Annotated in this window: 22 protein-coding genes; 10 read left to right on the top strand and 12 right to left on the bottom strand. The window is 44.5% G+C overall.

Going from position 1 to position 25,914, the window contains the following annotated elements; genetic code table 11:
- Window positions 1-172: 172 nt before the first annotated feature.
- Complete coding sequence (locus HY877_00475) at window positions 173-1,246, top strand: tRNA-dihydrouridine synthase (protein MBI5298764.1); 1,074 nt, start codon at window positions 173-175, stop codon at window positions 1,244-1,246.
- 122 nt (window positions 1,247-1,368) lie between these two features.
- Here HY877_00475 and corA read toward each other — a convergent pair whose 3' ends face one another.
- Both corA and typA read right to left on the bottom strand, forming a co-directional pair.
- Window positions 1,369-2,367: a magnesium/cobalt transporter CorA gene (gene corA, locus HY877_00470; protein MBI5298763.1), complete on the bottom strand. Its 999-nt coding sequence runs from the start codon at window positions 2,365-2,367 to the stop codon at window positions 1,369-1,371.
- Complete coding sequence (gene typA / locus HY877_00465; GenBank protein MBI5298762.1) at window positions 2,360-4,186, bottom strand: translational GTPase TypA; 1,827 nt, start codon at window positions 4,184-4,186, stop codon at window positions 2,360-2,362. The genes corA and typA overlap by 8 nt, the downstream gene beginning before the upstream one ends.
- A gap of 197 nt (window positions 4,187-4,383) precedes the next feature.
- Here typA and HY877_00460 point away from each other — a divergent pair, with 197 nt between their 5' ends.
- The 3 genes from HY877_00460 to HY877_00450 all read left to right on the top strand — a co-directional run bounded on the left by HY877_00460 (window position 4,384) and on the right by HY877_00450 (window position 8,164).
- Window positions 4,384-5,055 (top strand): response regulator transcription factor, encoded by a 672-nt coding sequence (locus HY877_00460; GenBank protein ID MBI5298761.1) that lies wholly within the window; start codon window positions 4,384-4,386, stop codon window positions 5,053-5,055.
- Window positions 5,052-6,401 carry a HAMP domain-containing histidine kinase gene (locus HY877_00455; protein MBI5298760.1) on the top strand — a complete coding sequence of 450 codons (1,350 nt, stop codon included), beginning with the start codon at window positions 5,052-5,054 and terminating at the stop codon, window positions 6,399-6,401. Before HY877_00460 ends, HY877_00455 begins: the two co-directional genes overlap by 4 nt.
- A 971-nt stretch (window positions 6,402-7,372) precedes the next feature.
- Window positions 7,373-8,164 carry an alpha/beta hydrolase gene (locus HY877_00450; GenBank protein MBI5298759.1) on the top strand — a complete coding sequence of 264 codons (792 nt, stop codon included), beginning with the start codon at window positions 7,373-7,375 and terminating at the stop codon, window positions 8,162-8,164.
- Here the strand turns inward: HY877_00450 and carB are convergent.
- The 4 genes from carB to HY877_00430 form a co-directional block, all read right to left on the bottom strand.
- Window positions 8,144-11,347 carry a carbamoyl-phosphate synthase large subunit gene (gene carB, locus HY877_00445; GenBank protein ID MBI5298758.1) on the bottom strand — a complete coding sequence of 1,068 codons (3,204 nt, stop codon included), beginning with the start codon at window positions 11,345-11,347 and terminating at the stop codon, window positions 8,144-8,146. The two genes, HY877_00450 and carB, sit on opposite strands and share 21 nt — an antisense overlap.
- Entirely contained in the window at window positions 11,322-12,428 is a 1,107-nt protein-coding gene (carA, locus tag HY877_00440) for a glutamine-hydrolyzing carbamoyl-phosphate synthase small subunit (GenBank protein MBI5298757.1), read from the bottom strand. The genes carB and carA overlap by 26 nt, the downstream gene beginning before the upstream one ends.
- A gap of 97 nt (window positions 12,429-12,525) precedes the next feature.
- Window positions 12,526-13,500, bottom strand: a complete 975-nt coding sequence (locus HY877_00435; protein ID MBI5298756.1) for an ATP-binding protein — start codon at window positions 13,498-13,500, stop codon at window positions 12,526-12,528.
- A 125-nt stretch (window positions 13,501-13,625) separates the two neighbouring features.
- Window positions 13,626-15,350: a hypothetical protein gene (locus HY877_00430; GenBank protein ID MBI5298755.1), complete on the bottom strand. Its 1,725-nt coding sequence runs from the start codon at window positions 15,348-15,350 to the stop codon at window positions 13,626-13,628.
- A 235-nt stretch (window positions 15,351-15,585) separates the two neighbouring features.
- On the opposite strand from HY877_00430, the gene HY877_00425 reads away from it, so the two are divergent.
- Complete coding sequence (locus tag HY877_00425; protein ID MBI5298754.1) at window positions 15,586-15,810, top strand: hypothetical protein; 225 nt, start codon at window positions 15,586-15,588, stop codon at window positions 15,808-15,810.
- The gene (locus HY877_00420; GenBank protein ID MBI5298753.1) at window positions 15,804-16,157 is read left to right on the top strand and encodes a type II toxin-antitoxin system PemK/MazF family toxin; all 354 of its coding nucleotides are present in this window, start codon (window positions 15,804-15,806) and stop codon (window positions 16,155-16,157) included. Before HY877_00425 ends, HY877_00420 begins: the two co-directional genes overlap by 7 nt.
- 24 nt (window positions 16,158-16,181) lie before the next feature.
- Here HY877_00420 and lepB read toward each other — a convergent pair whose 3' ends face one another.
- Window positions 16,182-16,913, bottom strand: a complete 732-nt coding sequence (gene lepB / locus HY877_00415) for a signal peptidase I (protein MBI5298752.1) — start codon at window positions 16,911-16,913, stop codon at window positions 16,182-16,184.
- Between the two features lie 131 nt (window positions 16,914-17,044).
- The gene (gene lepA, locus HY877_00410) at window positions 17,045-18,841 is read right to left on the bottom strand and encodes an elongation factor 4 (GenBank protein ID MBI5298751.1); all 1,797 of its coding nucleotides are present in this window, start codon (window positions 18,839-18,841) and stop codon (window positions 17,045-17,047) included.
- Window positions 18,842-18,957: 116 nt separating this feature from the next.
- Between lepA and HY877_00405 the strand changes: the two genes are divergently transcribed.
- Together HY877_00405 and HY877_00400 are read left to right on the top strand one after the other, a co-directional pair.
- Window positions 18,958-19,269, top strand: a complete 312-nt coding sequence (locus HY877_00405; protein MBI5298750.1) for a hypothetical protein — start codon at window positions 18,958-18,960, stop codon at window positions 19,267-19,269.
- Window positions 19,266-19,709 carry a type II toxin-antitoxin system VapC family toxin gene (locus tag HY877_00400; protein ID MBI5298749.1) on the top strand — a complete coding sequence of 148 codons (444 nt, stop codon included), beginning with the start codon at window positions 19,266-19,268 and terminating at the stop codon, window positions 19,707-19,709. The genes HY877_00405 and HY877_00400 overlap by 4 nt, the downstream gene beginning before the upstream one ends.
- Window positions 19,710-19,715: 6 nt before the next feature.
- On the opposite strand, the gene HY877_00395 is transcribed toward HY877_00400, so the two are convergent.
- The 4 genes from HY877_00395 to HY877_00380 are packed head-to-tail and all read right to left on the bottom strand — an operon-like array spanning window position 19,716 to window position 25,088.
- Window positions 19,716-20,516 carry an SPOR domain-containing protein gene (locus HY877_00395; GenBank protein ID MBI5298748.1) on the bottom strand — a complete coding sequence of 267 codons (801 nt, stop codon included), beginning with the start codon at window positions 20,514-20,516 and terminating at the stop codon, window positions 19,716-19,718.
- Window positions 20,497-22,167, bottom strand: coding sequence for an arginine--tRNA ligase (locus tag HY877_00390; GenBank protein ID MBI5298747.1), 1,671 nt, complete (start codon window positions 22,165-22,167; stop codon window positions 20,497-20,499). The genes HY877_00395 and HY877_00390 overlap by 20 nt, the downstream gene beginning before the upstream one ends.
- A 39-nt stretch (window positions 22,168-22,206) precedes the next feature.
- The gene (locus tag HY877_00385) at window positions 22,207-23,670 is read right to left on the bottom strand and encodes an insulinase family protein (protein ID MBI5298746.1); all 1,464 of its coding nucleotides are present in this window, start codon (window positions 23,668-23,670) and stop codon (window positions 22,207-22,209) included.
- Window positions 23,667-25,088 (bottom strand): insulinase family protein, encoded by a 1,422-nt coding sequence (locus tag HY877_00380; GenBank protein ID MBI5298745.1) that lies wholly within the window; start codon window positions 25,086-25,088, stop codon window positions 23,667-23,669. Before HY877_00380 ends, HY877_00385 begins: the two co-directional genes overlap by 4 nt.
- Window positions 25,089-25,346: 258 nt before the next feature.
- Between HY877_00380 and HY877_00375 the strand changes: the two genes are divergently transcribed.
- Both HY877_00375 and HY877_00370 read left to right on the top strand, forming a co-directional pair.
- Window positions 25,347-25,538 carry a hypothetical protein gene (locus HY877_00375; protein ID MBI5298744.1) on the top strand — a complete coding sequence of 64 codons (192 nt, stop codon included), beginning with the start codon at window positions 25,347-25,349 and terminating at the stop codon, window positions 25,536-25,538.
- Window positions 25,539-25,636: 98 nt separating this feature from the next.
- The coding region (locus HY877_00370) for a hypothetical protein (protein ID MBI5298743.1) at window positions 25,637-25,914 on the top strand (278 nt) is incomplete at its 3' end.

The following is a 25,914-nucleotide window of genomic DNA, read 5'->3' as shown; positions in this document are numbered from 1 at the left end:
GTTGTTGCCCGCAAACCCGCAATCCTCACATACCATTAAAGGTATGCTCCGGTTGCGGGTTTGCTCAGCCATAGCATCTGGGCAGTTTTGGGAGGTTCCCAATTATCACGGTTTCTGGATTTGTCCTCATGAAATGGTTGTTCTTGGGTCTTTTTTGCCTTATAGGAGTCAAATGGTCCAGCAGACTTTTTTAGGATTTTGGGAAACCCTGCAAAAGCCTATTATCGGGCTTTCCCCGATGGATGGGGTGACGGATTCTGCCTGCCGTTATATCCTCGCCAAACATGCCAAACCCGATGTGATGTTCACGGAATTCGCCACGGTAGAAGGTCTCTTCCGCGCACCCGAAAAAATTTTGAAAGATTTTGAATATCACGAAATAGAACGCCCGATTGTTGCGCAAATTTACGGACATACTCCCGAAAATTTTTATCGCGTAGCACAGGTTGTTTGTGAACTGGGATTTGACGGGGTTGATATCAACATGGGGTGCCCCGCAAAATCTGTGGTTCAGTGTAACGCGGGAGGCAAGCTGATAACTTCTCCAAATCTTGCGCTCGAAATTATTCAAGCGGTGCGTCAGGGAATTGAAGACTGGGTTCAACAAGGGCGCTTGGAAGAAAATCAATTTCCACGCACTTTGCTGGAAATACTTCGTAAAATGAATAAAAAAAGATGTGGAGTTGAAAGTCCCGCGATAAAACAACGCATCCCCTACTCTGTAAAAACAAGAATTGGATATGATTCAGTGGTGATTGAAAAATGGGTGGGGACATTGTTGAAAGAATCGCCGGCCGCTATTTCCATTCATGGGCGTACTTTGAAACAGATGTATCGGGGAAAGGCAGATTGGGATGCAATTGCACGCGGAGCAAAAATTATCAAAGAAACGGAGACACTGGTTTTTGGAAATGGAGATATCTCTTCCGCGGAACAAGCAGAAAAACTTGTGGAAAATAATGGATTAGATGGCGCCTTGATTGGCAGAAGCGCCATTGGCAACCCATGGATCTTTTCTAAAACAAAAAACATGGAAACGAGAATTGATCGACAATGTCGGATTGAAACAGCGTTGGAGCATGCCCATTATTTTGGAGAAATGCGCGGAACAGATCATTTCAATTCACTGAACAAACACCTGATGGCCTACCTCAAAAATTTTCCCGACGCCGCAAAAATACGCGTGCAAGTGTTGGGCGCAAAAAATTTTGAAGACCTGATTTGCCGCCTGCAAGATCAGTTATAACCAAAGTCTCCTTGATGTGCTTCCTGTAAAAAAGCGGTTAGAAGATCGACCGTCGCTTGAAGATCTTTTTTGTGAGCCGCCTCCACAAAAATTTCATTTTATATCTCCTTTTCAGATTTTTTTTAAAACCATTTCTTCCGTTTGAAAAAATAGAGCATGCCGCCGGCGATGGCCAGCATGATGGCCCACAGAAGATAGTAAAAACCCTTCCAGTGGAATTCCGGCATGTATTCGAAATTCATTCCGTAAACGCCGACAATAAATGTCAGTGGCAGGAAAATCGTTGCGGCGATGGTGAGTCGTTGCATGACAAAATTAAGCTGGTGGGAAGATTCGGTCATTTTGATTGTCAGCATGGCGGCATAAACATCAAACACTGAGGCGGCATGGTCCCGGATACCATCCAACTCACGCAACAAGGTATTCATGTTGTCCAGCACCGCTTTAAAATAGGGTTTGGCACCGGGGCGAATAAAAGAGACATCTTTGCTTTCATATAATTCCTTCAAGATCTCGCGCTCCGGCAGGAGATTTTTGCGCATTACGGAAACCACTTTTTTAAATTCCAGTATTTTTTCGAGAATGCCGTCTTTTACATCCCTCAAAACCTTCTGTTCCATTTCATCAAGCGATTCCTGCCAGCCTGCCAAAGCAGGATTGTAATCCTGAATGGCCAGATTCAAAAGTCTGAAGAGAACATAACCGGTACCATGTGCCACCATCTCCTTGGGATGTTCATAAACTTTGTCGCACGCCGCCGCGAAAGTACGGGAAAGATTTCTTCCATGTATTGTCACAATGAAGCGCTCCGAAAAGAAGACCTCAAATTCTCTGCGTTCACACACCTCCGTTTTGAATTGGTAAAAAACACGATGAAGAACCAAAAAAGCATAACCTTCATAAAGACCCAGTTTTGGAATTTCCAGCTCGTCGCGAACCGCTTTAATGGCAAGGGGATGAAAATGGAACAACGTTTCAAGAAGACTCAACTCTTCTTCGATTGGCTCATCCATATCAACCCAGAGAGCGTGGGTTTTGTTCAGATAAACTTCTTTTAAACGAGCAACATCCTCTGTCTGGACAATTTCTCCTTCAGGCGACCAAAAAAGAATTTTAATCATGACTTAAAACCTGCTTTCGCTCGTGGGCTTTGAGTATTGCTTTACGAAGGCGAATGTTTTTCGGAGTCACTTCGACAAATTCGTCATCACGAATGAATTCGATGGCTCTTTCCAGCGTTACCGGCAAAACCGGAGTCAAAATAATATTTTCATCTTTACCGGCGGCCCGCATATTACTTAACTTTTTTTCCTTGCAGGGGTTTACATTCAAATCATTGTCACGATTGTGTTCACCGACAATCATTCCCTCAAAAACAGGAACGCCGGCGTCAATAAACAAAGTGCCGCGCGGTTCCAAGTGAAAAAGTCCGTAAGCGACTGTTTCTCCCTGCCGATCTGAAACAAGAGAACCCGTGACACGACTCTTAATGTCTCCACGATATTCTTCATAACCCTGCAAATAGGAATTCATGAGACCCGTTCCCTTGGTATCGGTCAAAAATTCATTGCGATAACCGATCAACCCGCGCGAGGGGATTGAAAATTCAAGGCGAATGCGGCCTGTGCCATGGTTGACCATGTTGACCATCTGCCCTTTTCTTTGCGAAAGTTTTTCGGTGACCACTCCCATGTAATCTTCGTTGCAATCGATAAAGAGATGTTCAATCGGTTCCAGTTTAACCCCGTTTTTTTCTTTGAAAATAATTTGAGGCCGGCCCACGCAGAGTTCAAAACCCTCTCGGCGCATTGTTTCGATCAAAATGGCCATTTGAAATTCGCCACGTCCCTTCACAACAAAATTTTCCGGTCCGTCCCCTTCTTCCAATTTAAGTGCGACGTTATGCAGTGTTTCTTTTTGCAGACGTTCCAAAATTTTTCGCGACTGGACAAATTTTCCTTCTTTGCCGGCAAACGGAGAGTTGTTGATCATGAATTGCATGGAAACCGTTGGTTCATCGACGTGAATTCTTTTCAGCGCTTTGGGTGCGGCAACGGTGCAGATCGTATCCCCAATTTCGACATCTTCAATTCCGGAAAGGATAATAATGTCTCCCGGCTCTACGGCATCCACTTCTTTGAATTGCAGTCCTTCATAAACCTGAATTTTGGAAACCTTCAGAGGGTTATTCTGATTTTCTTTGTTGATACAAAAAAGACTCTCATTTTTTTTTACATGCCCGTGAAAAATTCTGCCGATCGCTAAACGACCCAAATAATCGGAATAGGACAAATTGGAAACGAGCATCTGGAAAGGTTCCTTTGGGTCATAACTCGGAGGAGGAATTTTTTTGATAATTTCTGCGAAAAGAGGATCGAGAGAGTTCCCCCTTTCTTCCAATGTTTTTTGAGCGATTCCCTCACGACCGATGGCGTAGAGAATCGGGAAATCAATCTGATCTTCGGTGGCATCCAGATCGATAAACAAATCGTAAATTTCGTTTAAAACCTCTTTTGGACGTGCATCTTTGCGATCAATTTTATTGATGAGAACAATGATTTTAAGATTGCCTTCCAGCGCTTTTTTCAGAACAAATCGGGTTTGGGGAAGCGGTCCTTCTGCCGCGTCCACCAGAAGAATAACGCCATCCACCATATTCAAACCGCGTTCCACTTCGCCGCCAAAATCAGCGTGACCGGGTGTGTCGATAATATTGATTTTTATGCCCTTCCAAATGACGGCGCAATTTTTGGAGGCAATGGTAATTCCTCTTTCCCTCTCCAAATCCATGCTGTCCATCATTCTGTCCGCGGTGGCCTGATTGTCACGGAAAGTTCCGCTTTGGCGGAGCATAAAATCGACTAGAGTTGTTTTGCCATGGTCGACGTGGGCAATAATGGCCACGTTTCTTAAATGGGTGTTTTGCGCTATTGCTTGCATACAAGGTGTGGGCTTATGACATGAATGAGTGACTTCTCCAACCTTTTTTTATATAAGGGGCGCGTAACAAAATGAGCGATCTGCTTCGTTGGCCCTCCTCGAAAGGTCCTCACGTACCATTAAAGGTACGCTCCGGCCTTTCTCGTCGGGACCGCCTCGCATCTCATCTCATTTTGTTACGCGCCCTAAAAAAAGCTATGAAAATCCTTGTTGCCGAAGATGAAAAAAAGGTTCGAAAATTCATACGGCAGGCCCTTGAAGAGGCCGGCATGGTGGTCGATTCTGTAACGACCCATTCTGAGTTGCTGGCGGCTTTGAAGGCCAACACCTACGACGCTCTTATCCTTGATAGGCTTCTACAAGGCCACGATACAATCAACTCCATTCAGTCCATTCGAAAGGAATCCCCCACCATGAAAATCCTTTTTTTAAGTGCCTTGTCGGATGTTGAGGAAAAAGTAAAAGGATTGACCGAAGGGGCGGATGATTATCTTGGAAAACCATTTCATGTTTCAGAATTATTGGCGCGTCTTCGCACAATCACCCGCCGACCCACCTCTTCTATAAAAGATACAATGCTTGTTTACGAGGATCTCAAAATTGATTTGGGAACCCAGAAAGTTTTTCGTAAAGAGAATCGGATTGATCTAACCAGCAAAGAGTTTCGTATCCTTTGTCTTTTTGCAAGACACCCCGGACAAATTTTTTCCAAAACATCCATTTTGGATCAGGCATGGGATTTAAATCATTTTCCGGAAAGCAATATTGTTGAAGTCACGATTGCCAACTTGCGCGCCAAAATTGACAAGGGCTTTAAACCTCTTATCCAGAGCCGGCGTGGCGTTGGTTATTGGCTGGGTGAACCGTGAAATCCTCCCTTCAAACAAAAATTGCCAGCGCGATGTGGGTGATGACGGCAGTCAGTATTCTTACAGCCGCCATTTTGAGCGGCACTCTTTTAATCCGCAGTCACAGGGAATCTGTCCGTCAACAATTACAGGCGGCCGGCGCCAGCTTAATTAGTCTAGGTATTTCTGATTTTTCAGAATTAAAAGATTTTGAGCAATTCAACAATTTTATCGAAGACACTCTGCAAATGGAAAAAGTAGACAAGATCATTCGCATTTTCAATGCATCGGGAAATCTGATTTTTACCACGGTTGGATTTGGTTATGACAAACTCCCGGATCACGTCGTTCCCATAAAAAAACCGGCTTTTGTCACCATTGATGGTGCACAAAGAAATTATGAAAGCCTTGTCATCCCTTATTTGGAGAGAAAGAACAGAAGGTTTTATCTTCAAATCAGTATTCCGCTTCCGAAATATGCTCAAATTCTGAAAGATTATTGGTGGCAAAGCTTTCTACTTTTGTGTCTTCTGATGGGGATATCTTTTGTTATCGCGCGAATTCTCGCCACCAAATTGTTGCAACCCGTGCGAACTATTGCGGATCATCTGGAAAAAATGGATCCGCAAAAAATACAGAACTGGAAACCTCTTGAGGTTATTAAAGAGGGACAATATCTTGTTTCCATTACGGAAGGCATTAATCTGCTCATGAATAGAACTCGCGCCGCTCTTTTTCAGCTCAGAAAAATGAGTCGTTATGTCGCCCATGAATTGAGAACGCCGCTTACAATTTTGCAGGGAGAGGCAGAAACAACTCTGATCAAAAAAAATGCTTCCAAAGAAGAATATGAAAATGTTTTGCGAAGTTCCTTGGAGGAAATACAACGCATGTCCTCGATTATCACAACTGTTTTACAAGTGGGAGATCCAAATCATTCCGGCACCATGCATAGTGCTTCACTGGAGCTGACCCACTGGCTCCTGCAAAATAAACCGAAGTGGGAAAAAATATTGGGGAAGTCCATCCAAATGGACATTAAAGTGAATCAAGCGGTTTTTGTGGACCCGAAATTGCTTTTTAGGCTGATTGATAATCTTGTGCGTAACATCGAGCAACACACACCACCCTTGACACAATGCTCCATCTCCTTAAAAAAATCAGATAAAATAATTCTCAAAATTAGTGACAATGGATTTGGCATGCCTCAAGAAAAAATTGATTTGTTAAATAATGACAAAAGTTTATCAGAAACAACCGGTGTGGGGTTGCACTTCTGTTTCAGAATTGCCGAATTGTGCGGCATTCATCTTTCGTTCGCCAATCGAAAAACAGGCGGGCTGGATGTTGAAATAACTTTTCCCTAACAAAAAACCCACCTCGCGGTGGGTCGACTTGCGATACGGCTTTCCTTCAAGCAATCAAAAAATCGTTTAGGTCAGTGGCTTCAGTGTCTCTCCAGAGTCTTTAAGCATCGTAAGGTAGGTCGTTACCCTTTCAGGCCCGCATTCTCTCATGTTGTTCAGATTCAAGGCTCGTACGGCTTTGAATCTTTTAACTTCAGAGATTTATACCATCCATCGGCGCCGACAGCTTTTGCTTGGCCGGATTAACCAAGCTTTGGTTGTCTTTCCTCTCGTGAGCTTTCCAATTGACTTGTAAGGTTTTTTCCGGATCTTGAGAGATGTTGCTTCCAACATCTGTGCCTCTTGCACCCTTTTGATGAAGCCCACTTCCTAGGGTCAGACTTCATCTGGATCTTAGAGATTCGCTCTCGTCCCAGATATCGTGCAAATTCGATGTTTGCAGATCCCATTTTAGTCTTTATGTCCGCTTAACCCTCTCCTTTTAGAAAACAAAAACCCCCTAGTTCCGGGTCCCCTATGAAATAGGTAATATCGCTATCCCTTATTTCATAGTTCAGGAATCTTTTATTTCCTCCTAACGGAAGAAGACGGCCAGTCCGGCGCGCCACCCCTAAACGATTATTTTATTGCTTGTCAAAGAGCTCATTGCCTCTACTTCCAACGTGGGGACGGTTTTATATTTTTATAAAAAACCTGCAACGCCTTTTTTTTTGATGGACCGCAAATGCAGTTCTGACGCGAAAAAATATTTTTTAAACTTTTTTAAATTTTCTTTTTTCCTGTGAAATTAAAAAAATCATCCTTTTTTTCCATTGAAAAACAACAAGATACAAACTCAAATCGTTTTGGACTCTTTTTTCAACGCTTCGATTTTCTTTTTAAAGCTTGTAGAAATGGGCATTGGAGCCATTTTGTCATCAGCGTACATAACTTGAATTGTTTTAATATTGTTTTGATTTTATAGTGCACCGATGCCTTTTTTTCAAGGGAAGTTTGGAAAAATTTATTACCAAGTTAAAGGAGAAGACTTTCCTGTCATTTTTATTGCCGGCATGGGGGCTTCTCATCAAGAATGGTTTTGCCAAGTCCCCGTTTTAGCCAAAAAATTTCAGATCATTACGTTCGACAATGCCGGTTCTGGACGTTCTGTTCATCCCGATTGCGAAATTTCAATCCATGAAATGGCAGAGGATGTTTCTACTTTGGTTCAACATTTAAAATTGGGGAGAGTTGTTTTGATCGGCTCTTCGATGGGTGGTTTGATTGCCCAATGCTGTCTGGAACTTTTCTCTAAAAAAATAGCGGGTCTGATTCTTTCCTCCACTTTTGAGGGAATTAATTCTCATATGATTGGAGTTTTGTCTCCTCTTCTCAAATCAAGACAATCCAGCAAAGTGAGAATTAAAAATGTGCTTCCCTTGATGATTTCCGAAAAATTTATTCGGGAAGAACCTAAAATTGTGCAACGTTATATAAACCAAGCTGAAGAAATGTCGGCCCCGCGAGAAGTTTTGCAAAGACAGGTGCGTGCGGTTTTGAATTTCTCCCCTCACCCTCCCCGTTCCACCCACAAAATGCCCATGCTGATTCTGGTCGGGGACCAAGATGTAATAACCACTCCTTCGATGGCGGAGCATCTTCAAAAACGATATCCTCAAGCAAAACTTTATCTATTTGAGGGCGCAAAACATCTCCCCCACATTGAACGCGCCCAAGAATTCAACGATCAGCTCGAACAATTTTTAAATAACATTCAGCGATAGAACATCTATTTCGGGGTGGGCTTGGAGAAAGGCCATGGCTTCAACGGCCGCCTGAGCCGCATGGATATTGGTAAAATTCGGGACTCCTTTTTCCAATGCGGTTCGTCGAATTAAAAAAGAATCGGCAATTTGATCTTTAAGGAGGGTTGTGTTGATTACCAAATCAATTTTCCCTTTGGATAAAGCACTCATAATATGTGGAGGACCTTCATGGAGCTTATTGACCGCTTTGGAGGCTATACCGTGATTGGCAAGATATGCTGTGGTGCCGTGAGTTGAAATAAGTTGAAACCCCAGTCTGGTCAATTCTTGTGCCAGTGACACAGCAAAGGCTTTATCTCCATCATGCACACTCAAGAAAATTCGGGCGGGTGCTTTGGGTAAAAACTGGCTTGCCGCAATCTGGGCTTTGGCAAATCCTTCCGCGAAAGATCTTCCGCGTCCCATCACCTCACCGATCGAACACATCTCCGGCGACAAAATGGTATCGACACCCGGAAATTTGATGAACGGAAAGATCGGTGATTTGACGGCAAAGAGTTGTTGTTTTCTTGAGTTGGGAATTAAATCTTTGACAGAAGCGCCCGCCAAAACCTGAACCGCCAACTTCGCCCACGGAATTCCTGTCGCTTTGGAAACAAAAGGAACGGTGCGCGAAGCTCTGGGGTTCACCTCTAAAACATAAATGCCCTCATCTTGAACGGCGAACTGAATATTCATCAGACCCTTGACATGCAAAGCTTTTCCCAAAGCGATGCTTTGTTTTTCAATCTCCTGAACAATATCCCGCGGCAAGGTGTGAGGAGGCAGACAGCAAGAGCTGTCTCCGGAATGAACTCCCGCCTCTTCAATATGTTCCATGACTCCCGCGACCACCACCTCTTCCCCATCGCAAAGAGCGTCCACATCCACCTCTACCGCCCCTTTTAAAAAATGGTCTATCAAAACCGGATGTCCGGCAGAAACTTGAAAAGCATCCTGCAGAACATGGTCGAGTTCCGATTCTTCATAGACAATTACCATCGCTCTGCCTCCTAAAACATACGAAGGACGGAGCAATAACGGGTATCCAATTTTTTCGGCCAGAATTTTGGCTTCGGGAATATCATTTGCCAAACCGTTGGCGGGTTGTTTCAAATGCAAATCATCCACAAGATGTTTGAATTTCTTGCGGTCTTCCGCTTTGTCGATATTTTCCGCGGCCGTTCCCAACACGGTGACGCCCGCCTTGTGTAATTGCGTGGAAAGCTTCAACGGAGTTTGACCTCCGAACTGCACCACGACTCCATTTGGTTTTTCTTTATCAACGATGTTCATGACATCTTCAAAGGTCAGCGGTTCGAAATAAAGACGGTCTGAAATATCGTAATCGGTGGAAACGGTTTCAGGATTGCAGTTGATCATAATTGTTTCAAAACCCGCTTCGCGAAAAGCAAGAGCGGCATGAACACAGGCGTAATCGAATTCAATCCCCTGACCGATGCGATTGGGACCGCTTCCTAAAATCACAACCTTCTTTTTATTATTTGTCGGAGGACACTCTTCTTCGTTTTCGTAAGTTGAATAAAGATAGGGAGTGTGGGCTTCAAACTCTCCTGCGCAGGTGTCGACCATTTTATAGGCTGGGCGTATGTTATGTTGATCACGCGTTTTGCGAATGGCTTCTTCGGTTGTGCCGGTCAGTGTTGCAATTCGTTTATCGGCGAAGCCAATTTCTTTCAATTGCCGCAGTTGGACTATGGACAATGGACTATGGACCATGGATCCAATTTCTTTTTCGATGGCAACAATTTCTCGGATCTGATTCAAAAACCACGGATCAATTTGAGTCAGTTCATGAATTTCTTCGACAGTTAATCCCTCACGAAACCCGCGCGCCATTTGCCACAGACGATCCGCCCGAGGCACCTTTAAAAGGTCTATGGTCCATGGTCCATGGTCCATGGTCCCAGCATCTTCCAGCCCAAAACAATTTGTTTCCAATGAACGAATAGCTTTCAAAAAAGATTCTTTAAAAGTTCTGCCGATTGCCATTACTTCACCCACTGATTTCATTTGTGTGGTGAGAATGTTGGGGGTCGCCGAAAATTTTTCGAAATTGAACCGGGGAATTTTTGTAACGACATAATCAATTGTCGGTTCAAAAGAGGCCGGCGTTTTTTTGGTAATGTCGTTGGGGAGTTCATCGAGTGTGTAACCCACCGCCAATTTCGCCGCAATTTTGGCGATGGCGAAACCGGTTGCTTTGGAAGCCAATGCGGAAGAACGGGAAACACGCGGATTGATTTCAATCATGACCTGTTCGCCTGTTTTGGGATTGACTCCAAATTGAATATTACATCCGCCCGTATCCACCCCAATCGCGCGGATAGCCTTGATCGCGCTGTCACGCATGGTCTGATATTCCTTATCGGTCAGCGTTTGCGCGGGGGCAACGGTAATGCTGTCGCCGGTATGAATTCCCATCGGATCCAAATTTTCAATCGAGCAGATGATAACAACATTGTCTTTGCAATCCCGCATCACTTCGAGTTCAAATTCCTTCCAACCCAAAACCGATTGCTCAATGAGAATTTGTTTGATGGGGCTCAAAGCCAACCCCCACTCAGCGTAATGTTCGAATTCGTAAGGTTGATGCGCAATGTTTCCCCCCATACCACCCAACGTAAACGCGGGACGGATCACACAAGGAAAACCGATTTTCTTGACGACTTCTCTTGCCTCTTTCATAGTGCACGCAAGCCCGCTCGCGGGAACGTTAAGACCAATCGACTGCATGCACTCTTTGAAAGCTCTGCGGTCTTCGGCTTTGTGAATCGCTGAGAGACTGGCGCCGATCAACTGCACGTTATGTTTTTTCAAAACGCCGGCGCGTTCCAAATCCATCGTCAAATTGAGGGCTGTTTGTCCGCCCACCGTTGGCAAAAGCGCATCGGGTTTTTCTTGTTCGATGATTTTTGTGAGATAAGGAACCGTGAGCGGCTCTATATAAGTGACCGTTGCAAATTCCGGATCGGTCATGATCGTAGCGGGATTTGAATTGACGAGAACGGTCTGATAGCCCTCTTGCTTGAGCGCTTTCAGCGCTTGTGTCCCCGAGTAATCAAATTCGCAGGCCTGCCCAATCTGAATGGGACCCGAACCGATCACCAAAATTTTATGAATGTCTGTGCGTTTTGGCATTTTTTACTCTTTCACAAAATTCATCAAAAAAAATGTTGGAATCATGCGGTCCCGGCGCCGCTTCGGGATGATACTGCACCGCTTCAATCGGATATTTTTTATGACGGAAGGCTTCAGCGGTTCCATCATTTAAATTCAGTTGCGTTAATTCCATGTCGGAAATCAAACTTTCCGGATGGACAGCAAAACCGTGATTCTGAGCTGTAATCAGCACACGTCCTGATTTCAAATCTTTGACAGGCTGATTTCCACCGCGGTGACCAAATTTCAGTTTGAAAGTTTTGGCTCCCAACGCCAGAGATAAAAGTTGAAATCCGAGACAAATTCCAAACATCGGAATGTTGGAGGGAATCATCTTCTGAATATTTTTGATGATCTCCGTACAGGCGGCCGGGTCTCCGGGACCATTCGACAGGAAAATTCCATCAGGTTTTTCTTTTAAAACGTCTTCCGCAGAGGTATCAGCAGGCACCACTTTGACTTCGCAACCCCGCGCAACCAATTCCCGAACAATGTTCTGTTTAATCCCAAAGTCAAAAGCGATAATTTTATAAGAGGCTGGATTGTCTTTCGGAGAAACAACATAAGGCGCCGAACAAGTTACATTGGGGGTCAGATTTTGCCCCGCCATGCTGGGCAAATCGGCCGCTTTTCTCAGCAATTCTTGAGTATCCCAATCCCCTGTTGCCAAAATACCGGGCTGGGCTCCCTTATCGCGGATGCGACGCACAATCTCGCGCGTGGGCAACCCTTGAACCGCAACAATTTTATTTTCTTTTAAATATTCCGACAGAGTTTGCGTGGAGCGCCAGTTACTGGGCGTTGCGCAATATTCTTTGACAATGAGACCCGCCGCTTGGATTTTGGAAGATTCAACGTCTTCCAAATTGACTCCGTAATTTCCGATCATCGGATAGGTCAAAAGAACAATCTGTTTGCAATAAGAAGGGTCCGTTAAAATTTCCTGATAACCGGTAAGAGAGGTATTGAAAACAACTTCGCCGGAGGTTTCCGATTCAAATCCAAAAGAAGTCCCCTCATAGAGACCACCATCAGCCAACGCAAGATAAGCCCTTTTCATCAAAGGGAGCGTCTATATGGAAAACTTTTGAATTGCAACAGGTTTGATGTTTTGTGTTTAATGTTTTGTCTTGTCTGCATTATTTGAAAAATGCTTTTTACAACGAGACCTCTAATAATGGATCGGCTATCGTATAAATTCCTTCTTTTTTTTCAACAAAGCCGTTGTCTATTAATCTGTTCAACATGGAATAAAGTTGTTTGTCCGATATGGATATCTGGTTCTTGATTTCGTCCCATCCTGCTCCCCCTTTGATGGATCGCATCATTTTTTTGTACCTGGCCTCGGCTTTTACCGCAAATTTCATGAATTCCTCTTTCGCAAGCACCTTGCCCTCCTCGATGGTGCTTTTCAGGGATTCTTTGGGGGAATGTTTCAAGCGGTACCATCCATATTTTGTAAGCCATCCGATGATGCCGTCCAATTCTTTGATGGCTGTCAGAATTTCTTCATCCGTAAAATCCATTTTTGCCTGTTTCGCACCTTCTCTTAGAAAGATGAAACCGCCTTCTTTATCTAACCTGTTCGTCTGAAGTTCCAGCACAGCTCTTCCATACAACGGTGCCTTTGCGTTATTTTTCCCCAAAAAATTTTTCAACATACCGGCTTCCGAACCGGAAATAACGACTTTGATGTTTGAAAAATTATCGTAAATATAGGCTATTGAATTGTCCAGATGAAGTCTCTTCAACAACTGCGCCTCGTCTATAACCAATATCATCTTGTGTTTATTGAGATAATCCAGTCCCTTCTTCATAAAATTCAACGACAAACCGACTCCTTTCAATGTCAACCTGTCCATTTTAAATCGCTTGAATTTTCCGATTTCGTCTGAAAGTTTATTATGAAAATCATCGCGTGAAGAAATGTCGCGACTGTCAATCCATACATATTTCCTGCCCATGGAATTCAGCACTACCCTGATGAGACTGGTCTTGCCGGTTCGCCTGAGTCCATATATCGCAATGAGCGGAGCCAGCTTGTCTTGGATGGCTTTTTTCAGTTCTTCCTGCAACACGTCAAAATTAAAAAAGTCTTTCTTGCTGTCTTTTACCTGCGGATTAAAATACATAATGGCCCCCGTCAAAAAGAATGCACCGGATCCTTCCCGTACACAGATGGTGAACCAATCACCATAGCGTAAGTTACTTACACCATGGGTTAGTTGCTGTCAATTTTGTGATTTTTTTGGGGAATTCAGGGCATAGGTTTTTCCAGTTCCTGCAGGACAAACTCGACATGACGTCTTTGCGGGGAACCTTCATCAAAAAATCGTGTCAGCGATACCAATCTGGCCCTTGCCTCCGCAACACCCCATCTTGCGAATAAGCCAAGTTCAGAGATGGCGTCGAGTTGATCGAGTGCTGTCTTTACATCTTCTGAAGATAAGAGCCATCCTATTGTTGTTTCAATATTACTCTGCTCATGGCGCCACAACAAAGACGCGGAATAATCCTTTTCCACCAAAGCCGCAAAAAATAGAGCACGTATATAAAACGGTTCAACACTATAATGGACAGTATCAGAGGTATCACGTAAAACAAAAGCACCAAGAACATGGCGCCAAACCGAGCCCCTTCGATAGACCAATTCATCAAAAGAAATCAATTCATCAAGATTAATGTTTGAGTTTCGATTTTCCGGATCGTTCAAATATACAGCAAGTCGTTTCATTATTTCGTATATGACTCCAGCAGAAACTGAACCTACCATGCTATTCAAAATACCTAAAAATTCTCTAGCGTTTCCATTACTCAACGCGTTTATAGCCTTTTCTGTTAAATGATTGCCTGTTCTGTTTTCAAAAAACTGCGACAATAGATCTCTTGCCTGTCCGACATTTATCGCAACTTGTTTAAGTTGTGCTAACCCTCTCCAGTGTTCAGGAGATTCCATCGTTACTCTCGACGGGGTAACTGACCCTTCAAACTCTGGCATTCTCCGACTTTGAGATGCAAGTGCATCGTAAAATGCCACCGCATCGGGAAGAGAATAACTACTTCTCTTTTGGAAGGGAGTCTCAAATTTTGGAATGGCTTTAACGGTCAATGAATCAACTTGAAGTGCCAGCAAAGTTCCTTGCGGATGGAGTCCATAAAAAATGCGCTGTATTCCTGCGGTGTTATTGGAACCCGGTTGTTCGAGAATAAGCAAAATAGGTGTAGTCGAATGAATTCTGCCTAAATCATATTCAAGCAATTTGACGAACGCTTCTTTTTGAAGTTCCCCCACAAAAACGGCTTTACCCATTCTCGAATAAAAGATCCCATCCCCTTCTCTTATGATCGCCCAAGGTACAAGCATCTTTGACTGGTTGGGTGCGTCTTGGGTAAAGACAAAACCCAATACAGCATTTTCGATTTCCAATATTACAAGCATTAAGAATGCCATGGGTAGAAGTATATATTCATCATTCATCTGCAATCTTTTCATCAACTGTTCCAAGACGCGGTCACTGATGCGTTTTTGGTCTACAAGTCTTGCTATGGCACGACAGAAAATTTTAATGACATCCGTTGTATTTTCTTCCTTCGATTGTAATTGTTCCAAAAAGCCGGGAATCTCTTTTTGTCCAAACACCCTACACAAAATATCCAAACCTTTTCTTTCTTCCGCATTCAAACCCAATTTTTCAGCAAAGGCGTCCACAGGGTTTTTTCTTAAAATAGAAGTCACGGTAGCAACGGCGGCGTCGTGTGAGGCAAATCGGATGCCAGCAGAAACAGGTGGATGGGCTCTGGCGAAAAGGGGGTGGTTTGCACGAATGGCGATGGCAATCACTCTTCGATAGGCTTCTTGTTTTTTGGGACTCATTCTGCGGTAGATTACAGGGGACATATGAAGGGCATTCAGAAAGGTTTGTACGGCGCTATCTTCCCCAGTTGCATCCAATTGAACAACCGCATCGCGAAGATCCGCCAAACCATCCAGAAAAACGTCGACATCAGCGGCCCCCACCATATTGGCATAGGCCACATCCGCACTAGCCAATGCTTCCGGTGTAAATATTGGTGCTATTCCGCGCATTTGGCTCTTCTATACTGTTATCGGCAATTCTCAAAAAAAGTTGTGTGGTTTTTTTTTGGAATGTTCCCTTTGACATCACCGATTTGATGACTTATATTATTCTTGTATGTCATCAAAGGGGTGATTTAATATGAGGACAACGGTTGTCATTAAAGAGAAATTAGCGAGCCAGATAAAAACTCTGGCAAAGGACCGTTCGCTGAGCGAGTTCATCAACAATTGCATCGAAGAACACCTTAAATTAAAAAAACAAAAAGAACTCAGAGACCTTCTTGTCAAGGCCTATATACGCGCGAATGAGGATGTTGCGGATGATTTTGAGAATGCCGACAGAGAGGGCTGGCCGGAATGGTAAACTCTTTTCCAAAGCGCGGCGATATCTACTGGATCAATCTGGATCCGACAATCGGCACGGAGATCAAAAAATCAAGGCCATGTCTTGTCATTTCAAATGACATCGCCAATGTCCGCTACCAACAGGTAACCGTTCTTCCGTTGACCTCCAAGAATGTAAAACACGTGGAGCCCTTTCAGGTATTCATCGGAAAAAAAGAAAGCGGCCTTGGAAAGGATTCAAAAGCTCTGGCGGAACAGATTCGAACGGTATCCAAACTTCGTCTTGTAAGACCCGCGGGAATCATTTCTGCGGAAACTCTATCCCAAATAGATAATGCCATACGCATCCACCTTGCCCTCGGGTGATTGGCTTACCCTAAATGTAGCCTGTCAATAAATCCATCTTCCGAAGCGGTGCCAGCGGATTAGATCGTAGAGCGGTTTGTCCCAATCGAAGGAGAGCCAGATGAACATGGCGCGGCCGATGATATTTTCGCGGGGGACAAAACCCCATTCGCGCGAATCGGCGCTGTGGTCTCTGTTGTCGCCCATCACGAAAAAATTTCCCTCGGGTACTTTGAATTCGCCGCTGGGAAACCATGGGGAATCTTCCTGAATCAAATGTTTTACGGGCCCCAATGCTTCCTGATAAAACCGGTAGTGTGCCCACTCAGGGAAAAGTGTCACGGTTTTATAGGGAACCGGAGGTGTGACATTTGCCCTGCCGGGATTATTTGGAAACGGTTCAAGAGTCGCATCTTCCTTGTGCAATTTTTCTCCGTTCACATAAACATCTTCGCCCTCAATTCGAACCGTGTCTCCGGGCAAACCGACGACGCGTTTGATAAAGTCAAGACTCTCATCAACCGGATATTTAAAAAGAATAACTTCGCCTCTGCCGGGATCGCGCCCACTCCAAAAACGTTTTTTGGTGAAAGGAACGCGGAGTCCATACACAAATTTGTTCGCAAAAATCTGATCACCAATCAAAAGCGTTGGCACCATTGAGGGAGACGGAATCTTAAAGGGTTCCACCAAAAAAGCGCGGAGCGACAAAGCCACCAAAAGCGCCAGCCCAACCGACTTCACCGTTTCCCAAAATTTGTTTTTAGATGGGTTCATTTATGGTGTCTCCGAAAACCCTATGTCATTCCCGCGAAGCTTGTCCCTGCAGGCAGTAAGCAGGGAGCGGGAATCCAGTATTTAATATTCTGGATCCCCGCCTGCGCGGGGATGACAGTGTGGAAGATATCTCATTTAATCTTCAACACACTCAGGAAAGCTTCTTGCGGGATGTCGACCTTCCCTACTCTCTTCATCCGCTTTTTTCCCTCTTTTTGTTTCTCGAGCAATTTGCGTTTGCGTGTAATATCGCCTCCGTAACATTTTGCAATGACATCTTTTCTCAACGCCTTCACCGTTTCGCGCGCGACAATTTTGTTTCCGATAGCCGCCTGAATGGCGATCTCAAACATTTGCCTCGGAATAAGTTCCTTGAGTTTTGCGGCGAGTTCGCGCCCTTTGTAATAGGCATGTTCGCGGTGGACGATGCACGAAAGCGCATCGACCGCCTCGCCGTTGATAAGAATGTTGAGTTTGATCAGATCGCCTACTTCATAATTGGTGATCGTGTAATCCAGCGAGGCATAACCTTTGCTGACCGACTTGAGTTGATCGTGAAATCCGAACATCATTTCGCCGAAAGGAATATGATAGGTGATCAAAACGCGTTCGGTGCCGAAATATTGAATCCCTTCCTGAATTCCGCGCACGCTTTCGCACAATTTCAAAACCGGACCCACCGTTGTTGCGGGGGCGTGGATGTGCACGCGTGCGTAGGGTTCCAAAATGGTGTTGATGTATTGCGTCTCCGGAAGTTTTGCCGGATTGTCGACCCAAATCATTTCGCCCGCCGTCGTTTTTGCCTGATAAACAACGGTTGGCGCGGTGGTGATGAGAGAAAGCTGGTATTCCCTTTCAAGACGCTCCTGAATAATTTCCATATGAAGCGAACCCAAAAATCCGCAACGAAAACCAAAACCCAGTGCCGGCGATGTCTCCGGTTCAAAAGAAAAAGAGGCATCGTTGAGTTTTAATTTTTCAAGCGCCACTTTGAAGTCGTCATATTGATCGGGGTCGGTTGGATAGAGTCCCGCAAAAACCATCGCCTTGATTTCTTTAAAACCGGGAAGCGCTTTTGGGGCAGGTCTTTCCGCCTCGGTGATTGTATCCCCCACTTTTGTGTCACTCACTTCCTTGATATTGGCGACGACAAATCCCACTTCTCCCACAGAGAGTTCAGAAATGGGTTTGGCCACCGGAGTAAAAACACCGATCTTCAGCACAATAAAATTTTTACCCACATTCATCAGACGAATTTGCTGATTCACACGCAACACACCATTTACAACACGCACGAGCACAACAATCCCTTGATAACTATCAAACCAACTATCCATGACGAGAGCTTGAAGCGGAGCTTGTGTGTCTCCCTTGGGAGGCGGGAGTTTTTTGACAATCGCTTCGAGAATTTCATCAACGCCCAAACCGGTTTTGCCGCTGGCTCCAATGGCTTCGGAAGCATCCAGTGCCAGAATTTCCTCTATTTCTTTTCGACATTTTTCCGGATCCGCGCTCGGAAGATCAATTTTATTGATGACGGGAAGAAGTTCGAGTTTTTGTTCCATGGCCATCAAAGCGTTGGCCACCGTCTGCGCCTCAACGCCTTGCGTGGCGTCGACCAAAAGTAAAGCGCCTTCGCAGGCGGCAAGGCTTCGAGAAACTTCATAATAAAAATCGACATGGCCCGGAGTGTCGATCAGATTGAGTTCATATTCTTCTCCATCTTTGGCGACATATTTAAGGCGGACTGTTTGGGCCTTGATGGTAATGCCGCGCTCCCGCTCAATATCCATTTGATCGAGAAATTGTTCCCGCATCTCGCGGTCACTAATCGCCCCCGTCTTTTGCAAAAAACGGTCGGCCAGCGTGGATTTGCCATGGTCAATATGGGCGATGATACAAAAATTGCGAATGTGCGCGGAGTCCATTTTGGGGCCGGAATGTGCCTTAAGGGGGATAAAAACTCAACAGCTCATTGCTTTCTCTGAAAATACGGCTTGCCAATGTAGTCACCTATATGTAAGATGACTACATTGGAGGCAATATGATTGAAGTGGGCGTTAGAGAATTAAAAAGTCGTTTGAGTTATTACCTGCAATTGATGCAGGCGGGGGAAACAATCGCGGTAAAGGTTCGCAATAAAGTGGTCGGTTTTCTTTCCAATTTGAAACCATCGAAGGAAACCAAAGCTAAAAAAATGCGGCTCAAACAGCTTGCGAAGAAAATTGAACAATGGAAAAAAGAAGGCAGACTTATCAGCGGGGGGCTTTTTCATTACACTCCTTTTAAACGAATCAAAATGACACCGGGTCCCACTGCGGCAGAAATGATCCGTCAAATGAGGGATGAAGAATGATCGCCTATATTGATACCTCGGCATTGGCAAAGAGCTACCTTGAAGAAGTCGGCTCCCGCCATCTGGATTCTCTTCTTATCGAGATAGAGCATTTGGAAACCTCCGTTTTTACGGAATTGGAATTAATCGCCTCCATTGAAAGGGCCAAAGCTACCAGAAGAATTGATTCTCCAGCTTACAGAAATATCACCCATCGTATGGAACAAGATATTCAAAATGGCAAAATTAGTCTCACTCAAGTTGAAACTATAATTTGGAAAACTGCAAAACGCCTCATCAAACAACGTCGTCTCCGTTTTGGCGATGCCATTCAGCTTGCCTGTGCACTTGATGCGCGAAAGCGTCTGGGTGATTCCATGCAATTTCTCTGCGCCGATCGTTCCCTTTTGGAAGCGGCTCGGTTGGAGGGGTTGCACTGCCGAGATTTGTCACGGGATTAAAGACAACTATTCGTTCGTCACCACAAACGCTTCGATTTGTTCTTTGGCGGTTAGTTTTTCGTTGAAGTCTTCGGCGGCTTCTTTGGAATTGAATCCACCCAAGCGGACACGGTACCAGCGACCTTTGTTCGGAATGTCGGCGGAAACCAGATAGGCGGGATAGCCTTTCGCCTTCCATTGGTCGGTGATGGCGTGGGCTTCATCCACATTGGGATAGGAACCCACTTGAATTGTGTAGCGGGCTTGTGGCGCAGTTTGAATCACGGAAGTTGGCCGAGCCGTTGCCGGCGGAGCCGTCTCCGACGGAGCCGTTTCGGATGGAATGACTGGCTCTATGGTTCCCGGAGGTGGCGTTTCAGATTCCTGTGATGCTTCCTCCCTCGGTGCGGTGCGTAGCGTCACTTGTTTTGGGGGTGGTGGTGTTGATTTGGGAGGAAGCGAAGCGCCCTGCGCGGCCATTCTGTTCGCGGCGCTTTCTTCGAGCATTGCCGCAACTCTTTTTTTCAGATCAGGCGTTTGTGCCGAGTTGAGAATGTCTTTGGCCATCGCCTTGACTTCAGGATCTTCTGTGGTGGTTACCATTTTTTCGTTGGTGATAGAAAACTGGGGCATACCCGGCGCTTTTGCTTGAGGTTGTTGCACTTGCGCAACCGGCTTTGTGCCCAGCAACTCGTCTCCATAACGCGCACCCAGATAGAAAACAAAAAAGAGGGTAAAAATTTCGATGACTAAAAGGGCGAAGAATTGACCGAAACTGAATCGGCAAAAATAACTCGTCTCTTTTTTGCTATAGTGCGCTGGAAGCATCTTTCTCCATTCTGTCCGGAGCGGAAATACCCAAGATATTGAGGGTATTTTGTAACACAATTTGCACATTTTTCAAGAGATACAATTTAGCTTCGGTTTTCGGTTTGTTTTCAGGATCAACCGCCTTATAACGCGGATCATTTTTGGCCGCTGAATAATAAGTTTGAAAAAGTTTGGAAAGCTCCAGCGCATAAAAAGCAATTTGATGCGGAGCCAACTCTTCTGCCGCCTTGATTAAAATATCGGGAAACTCCAGTAAAAGTTTAGCCAACTCTTTTTCTTCGGGAAGATCAAGCAAAGTAAGATTCATTTTTTTTAAATTAGGTTTGATCCCCAACTCCTCGGACTTTCTGAAAATACTGGAGATGCGGGCATGGGCGTACTGAATATAGAAAACCGGATTTTCCAAAGTTGTTTTTTTTGCGAGCTCCAAATCAAAATCGAGCGGAGTGCTCGCTGATCGCTGGAGAAAAAAATAACGGGCCACATCTTTCCCCACTTCTTCCAACAAAAGATCCATTGTAATAATTTTCCCGGCCCGTTTCGACATTTTTACCAGCACTTCCCCCTCCATGAGATTCACCTGTTGGACAATCAGAATGGTCAAAGCCTCCGGATCAAAACCCAGTGCCTGAACCGCCGCTTTGGTTCTGGCCAGATAGCCGTGATGATCGGGCCCAAAAATATCAATCATGATGTCAAATTTTCTCTCCAGTTTGTCGGCATGATAGGCAATGTCGGAAGCAAAATAGGAATATTCTCCATCCTGTTTTTTGACGACGCGGTCTTTGTCGTCGCCAAAATCGGTTGATTTGAAAAATAGGGCACCCTCTTTTTCGTAGAGATGATTTGTTTTTTTGAGTCTCTTTAAAGAGTTTTCAATTTCGTTTTTTTCAAATAATTCCGATTGGGAAAACCAGCGGTCAAACTCAACACCAAAATCTTTCAGACTTTTCTTTTGGGATTGAATCATTTCTTTGAGACCCAATTTTTTTAAATCCTCCAGCGAATACTTTTTTTTCTTCTTGAACAGTTTTTTTGCAAGGTCTTTTAAATACTCACCCTGATAACCTTCTTCGGGAATTGATGCTTCTTCACCCAAAGCCTGCCGACAGCGCGCTTGCAGAGATTGCGCAAAAAGTTCAATCTGGTTTCCGACATCGTTGATATAATATTCCTTGTGGGCTTTATAACCGACGCAATTAAAAAGATTGGCAAGTGTGTCCCCCACCGCCGCCGCTCTGGCACTCACCACATTCAGCGGACCGGTAGGATTGGCGCTCACAAATTCTAGAATTATTTTTTTGCCATGTCCAAAATCACTCGTTCCAAATTTTTTTCCTCTTTTGAGAATTTCTCCAAGTCCTTTAAAATAAATGGAGGGTTTCACAAAAAAATTGATGAAACCGCTTCCGGCCACTTCTACTTTCACAATCCAGTCCGGTAAGGGATGCAGGCTCTGCACCAAATTTTCTGCGATTTTTCGTGGCGCATTCTTTAGAGGTTTCGCCAACATGAAGGCAACATTGGTTGCCACATCACCATGATCGGTCTGCTTGGGCGTGCTGAATTGAATAGCAGGAGTTGAGGAAGCCCCCAATTTCTGAATGGCAGAAGCAAGAACGGATGTTAATTTTTCTTCCAAAAACATTGTATTTTTAGTTCATGGTCCATAGTCCACGGTCCATTCTCAAGGTCCTACCAAAACAGTTGCAAGGTTATTAGGTTGAAGCCATTTTTTCGCAATGGCGTTGACTTCTTCAAGAGTTACCTTTTTGACTTTGTCCGGATATTTTTCCAGATAATCGGATGGAAAACCGAGTATGTCGAGTCTCGCCTTTTGCATCACAACCTTGAATGGGGAATCAAACCAGAAAATATATCTGTTCAACATTGCATCTTTTGCCTTTTTCAATTCTTCAGGAGTTATATTTCCTTTTTCCGCCAACTCCACCAAATGAGTTTTGATTCTATCGAGTACCAAATCTTGTGTCTCTCTCTTTGTCTCGACGTGGATATGAAATAGTCCGCGGGAGGGATTTGTGTCCCAATCAGAATAAACACTGTAAGCCAGACCACGATCAGTCCTGATATCAACTCCCAAGCGGCTCGTAAAAGGATCTCCCCCAAGAATGTATTGCAAAAGCCCGTAGGTATATTCTTCTTTATCAAACCGTTTCAACGACAAATGCCCCGTTTCAATAAAAGCCTGTGTCAATTTTTTCTTAATCTTTTTTAGGACCGGTTTGTTTTGAAAAGGAATTTCCTTCCAAACAAAATTTTCCACCGCGATTGATTTTATAGGACCAAAAGTTTTTTCAGCCCATGCTTTGACTTGTGTCGATGAGAAATCACCGGCCACAGCTAAAATCATCCGGTCGGGTTGAAAATATTTTTTAAACATCTGCTGGATATCTTTAATTGTTATTTTATCCAAAGATGTGGCGGTGGGAACGCGGCTCAGAGAACTCTCCGATCCGTAGATCGCTTGTCTGAAAGCACGCATGGCAATGGTTTCCGGTTCATCTTCATCGCGGCGCAAACCTTCCTTATAACGGTTGACGGCCAGCGTAAATCGCCCGGGATCCCAAGCCGGATGAAGCATCACCTCGCCTAGAAAATTCAGTGATTCCTTCCAAACTTTGGAGAGTGCTGAAATTTTAAGCGTAACAATTTCACGCCCCGACTCTGCTGAGAGATGGATGGCGCGCTGGTCGAGCCATGCATCTACTTCTGATGGCTTCTTCGCCTCGGTTCCTCCTGTCACCAGAAGGCTCGCTAAAATATCGGAGAGGCCGGCCAATTTCGGAGGATTAACTACATCTCCCGTTTTTACCAAAAGCTGTGCCTCTACAATCGGAAGTGTGTGGTCTTCCAAAAAATAAAGTTGGAAACCGTTGGATAACCGATAAACAGAGACTTTGGGCGGTTGCCAGTTTCCGGCCTGTACGGAGAAACTTAATAAAAGAAGACCCAAAATTAAAAAAATTCTTTTCAGAGAAACTTTAAAAACCCCTGATTTGTCATTCCCGCGAAGCTTGTCCCTGCAGGCAGTAAGCAGGGAGCCGGAATCCAGTTCCATTCCTGTAAAACTTTTCAACAAGTTTTGGACCCCCGCCTTCGCGGGGGTGACACTATTAGAGGTGCTTTTCATCGCTTTCCTCTCAGACGATAAACCACCACGCGATTGTCTTTGGTGAAATATTTTTTGATCGTTTTTTCAATTTCATCGGAAGTAATAGACTGAATCACTTTTGTGTAGTTCGCCACATAGCGCCAATCTTTTAAAATTGCCTGTGCCGAAGAGAGTTGTTCGGCCAACTGCATGTTGTTTTCCAGATCCCAGACAAAATAATAGAGAACGGCCTCGCGCACTTTTTCAAGTTCGCTCTGTTTCAAATTATCCACCATGACTTCAATTTCGTCTTCGATACTTTTTTCCAGCGTCTCCAGAGAATTCCCTTTGATCGGTTCTGCCATGATGACAAACAGATTGTCACCGCGGCTTCCGGGAAAACCGGATGTGCAATTGATACTGGATGCAATGCGTTCCTCTTTCACGAGTTTTTGATAAAGCCTGCCAGTGCGTCCTTCACACAAAAGATTGTCGAGTATATCGAAAATATAATCCTGTTGCGACGGAGCTTTGGGTTTGTGATAGGCCATCACAAGATACGGTTCCGCGGGGAAAAAAATTGTTTTTCGTTTCTCCCCCTGAAATGAAGAGTCGGGGAACACTGGTTCTTTCTGCCGCGCAGGCCCCGAATATTTCCCAAAAGTTTTTTCCAATTCTGTTTTGGCGGTGGAGAGAGTGATATCACCCACCAACACGCCGGTTATATTGCTTGGCGTGTAATAGTGTTTATGAAAATTCTCCGCATCTTCCATAGTTAGTCCCACCAAATCTTTGACGTGACCGATCGGCGACCAACTGTAGGGTCCCGAAGGAAAAGCGGTTTTGATCATTTCTTCAAAGAGATAACCTTGTGGACTGTTGTCATAGCGCAAACGTCTTTCTTCCATGACCACATCTCTCTCCTGATAAAACTCGCGCATCACGGGCTCAAAAACCATTTGCGAAAAGAGATGCGCCCAGAGGGGAAATTTTGTAACCGGCATGCTGGCATGAAAACCCGTCGCATCTTTTGAAGTGAAGGCATTCAAATCTTCCGCACCATTGCGCGACAACGTTTCCCAAACCTGATTTTTGACGACATATTTATTTTCTTCCTGTGTGAGTTCTTGAATTTTTTGTCGATCTTCCTGAATAATTTTTGGATCGGGTTTTTCTTTTTGCATTTCCTCAGACATGGCCCGCCCAACTTTGGCGATCTCTTTTAAAATAGGCGCCTCTTTTGCAAAATTTTTCGTTCCAATTTCTTTGGAACCTTTGAACGCCATGTGTTCAAAAATATGTGCCAACCCTGTTTTACCATTCACCTCATCAGCACCACCAGCGCGAACCATCACCATCCCGGAGAAAACAGGAATTTTGGGCCGATAAACCAACAGCCAAGTCATCCCGTTGGAAAGTTTAAAAGAAGTAACCTGAGAAGCAAGATTTAGCCCCACCGCGCGACCAGGTACCAATATAACTAGTGATAATATAAAAGAGAATCGCCTTACAGCGCGACCAGGTGACTCTGTAAGTGTAGGGAACAATCGCTTCATGATTATGGGAGGTGGATAACATATCGGGAAGGCGGATACAATTAAGAGTTTTAAAGTATATAAAAAATAATGCCTTTGCTTGACTAATTTTTAAAAAAGTAATAAATTTAACCCTTAATTATATTAAATTTAATAGAGTTTATACCTATTGGGGGGCTTATGGACTCTGCATTTAGACAGCTTTGTATCGAGGTTTTGAACGACAACATTTTGAGTCAGCAATTTAATGAATTGTTGTTGGAAACCGGTGTCTCGCTAGACAGCTCAGAATGGGACGTTGCCAACAAAATCCTCGAACGAGCGGATGAAATCATGGTGTTGGCGGGTGGAAAAAATCACCTACTCCACTAATAAAGACAATCCTTTCAACATTATATGCTGTGGTAATCTAGACCCATTACTAAAAATAATATGAGGGTATAAACTGTCCTTAGAGTATGGGCAGATTAATGCTTTCATTTTTTGCCGCTTTTCTTTTAGTCCATTGCGGCAGTGGTACAGGGACTGGCGGGGGCGTCGGTGCCTCGTCGGTTCTTCTTAATCTTCAAATTCAAAATCCTGATCCCAATGCAACAGGAACATCCACAGCTGTTGCGCTGTCCCCTTCTGAAGTTTCTCAAGCCAAGACAGTCACTCAGGCTAATCTTACAACATGCACGTTGACGGTTTCGGGTTCTGGTATGACAACACTGACGCATAGCTTCAGTGTTTCCTCCTCCGCTTCAAC

The organism is Deltaproteobacteria bacterium, assembly GCA_016213065.1.
GTDB lineage: Bacteria > UBA10199 > UBA10199 > SPLOWO2-01-44-7 > SPLOWO2-01-44-7 > JACRBV01.
The sequence above is the reverse complement of the archived record's forward strand: the minus strand, read 5'-3'. Positions and strand labels throughout refer to the sequence as shown.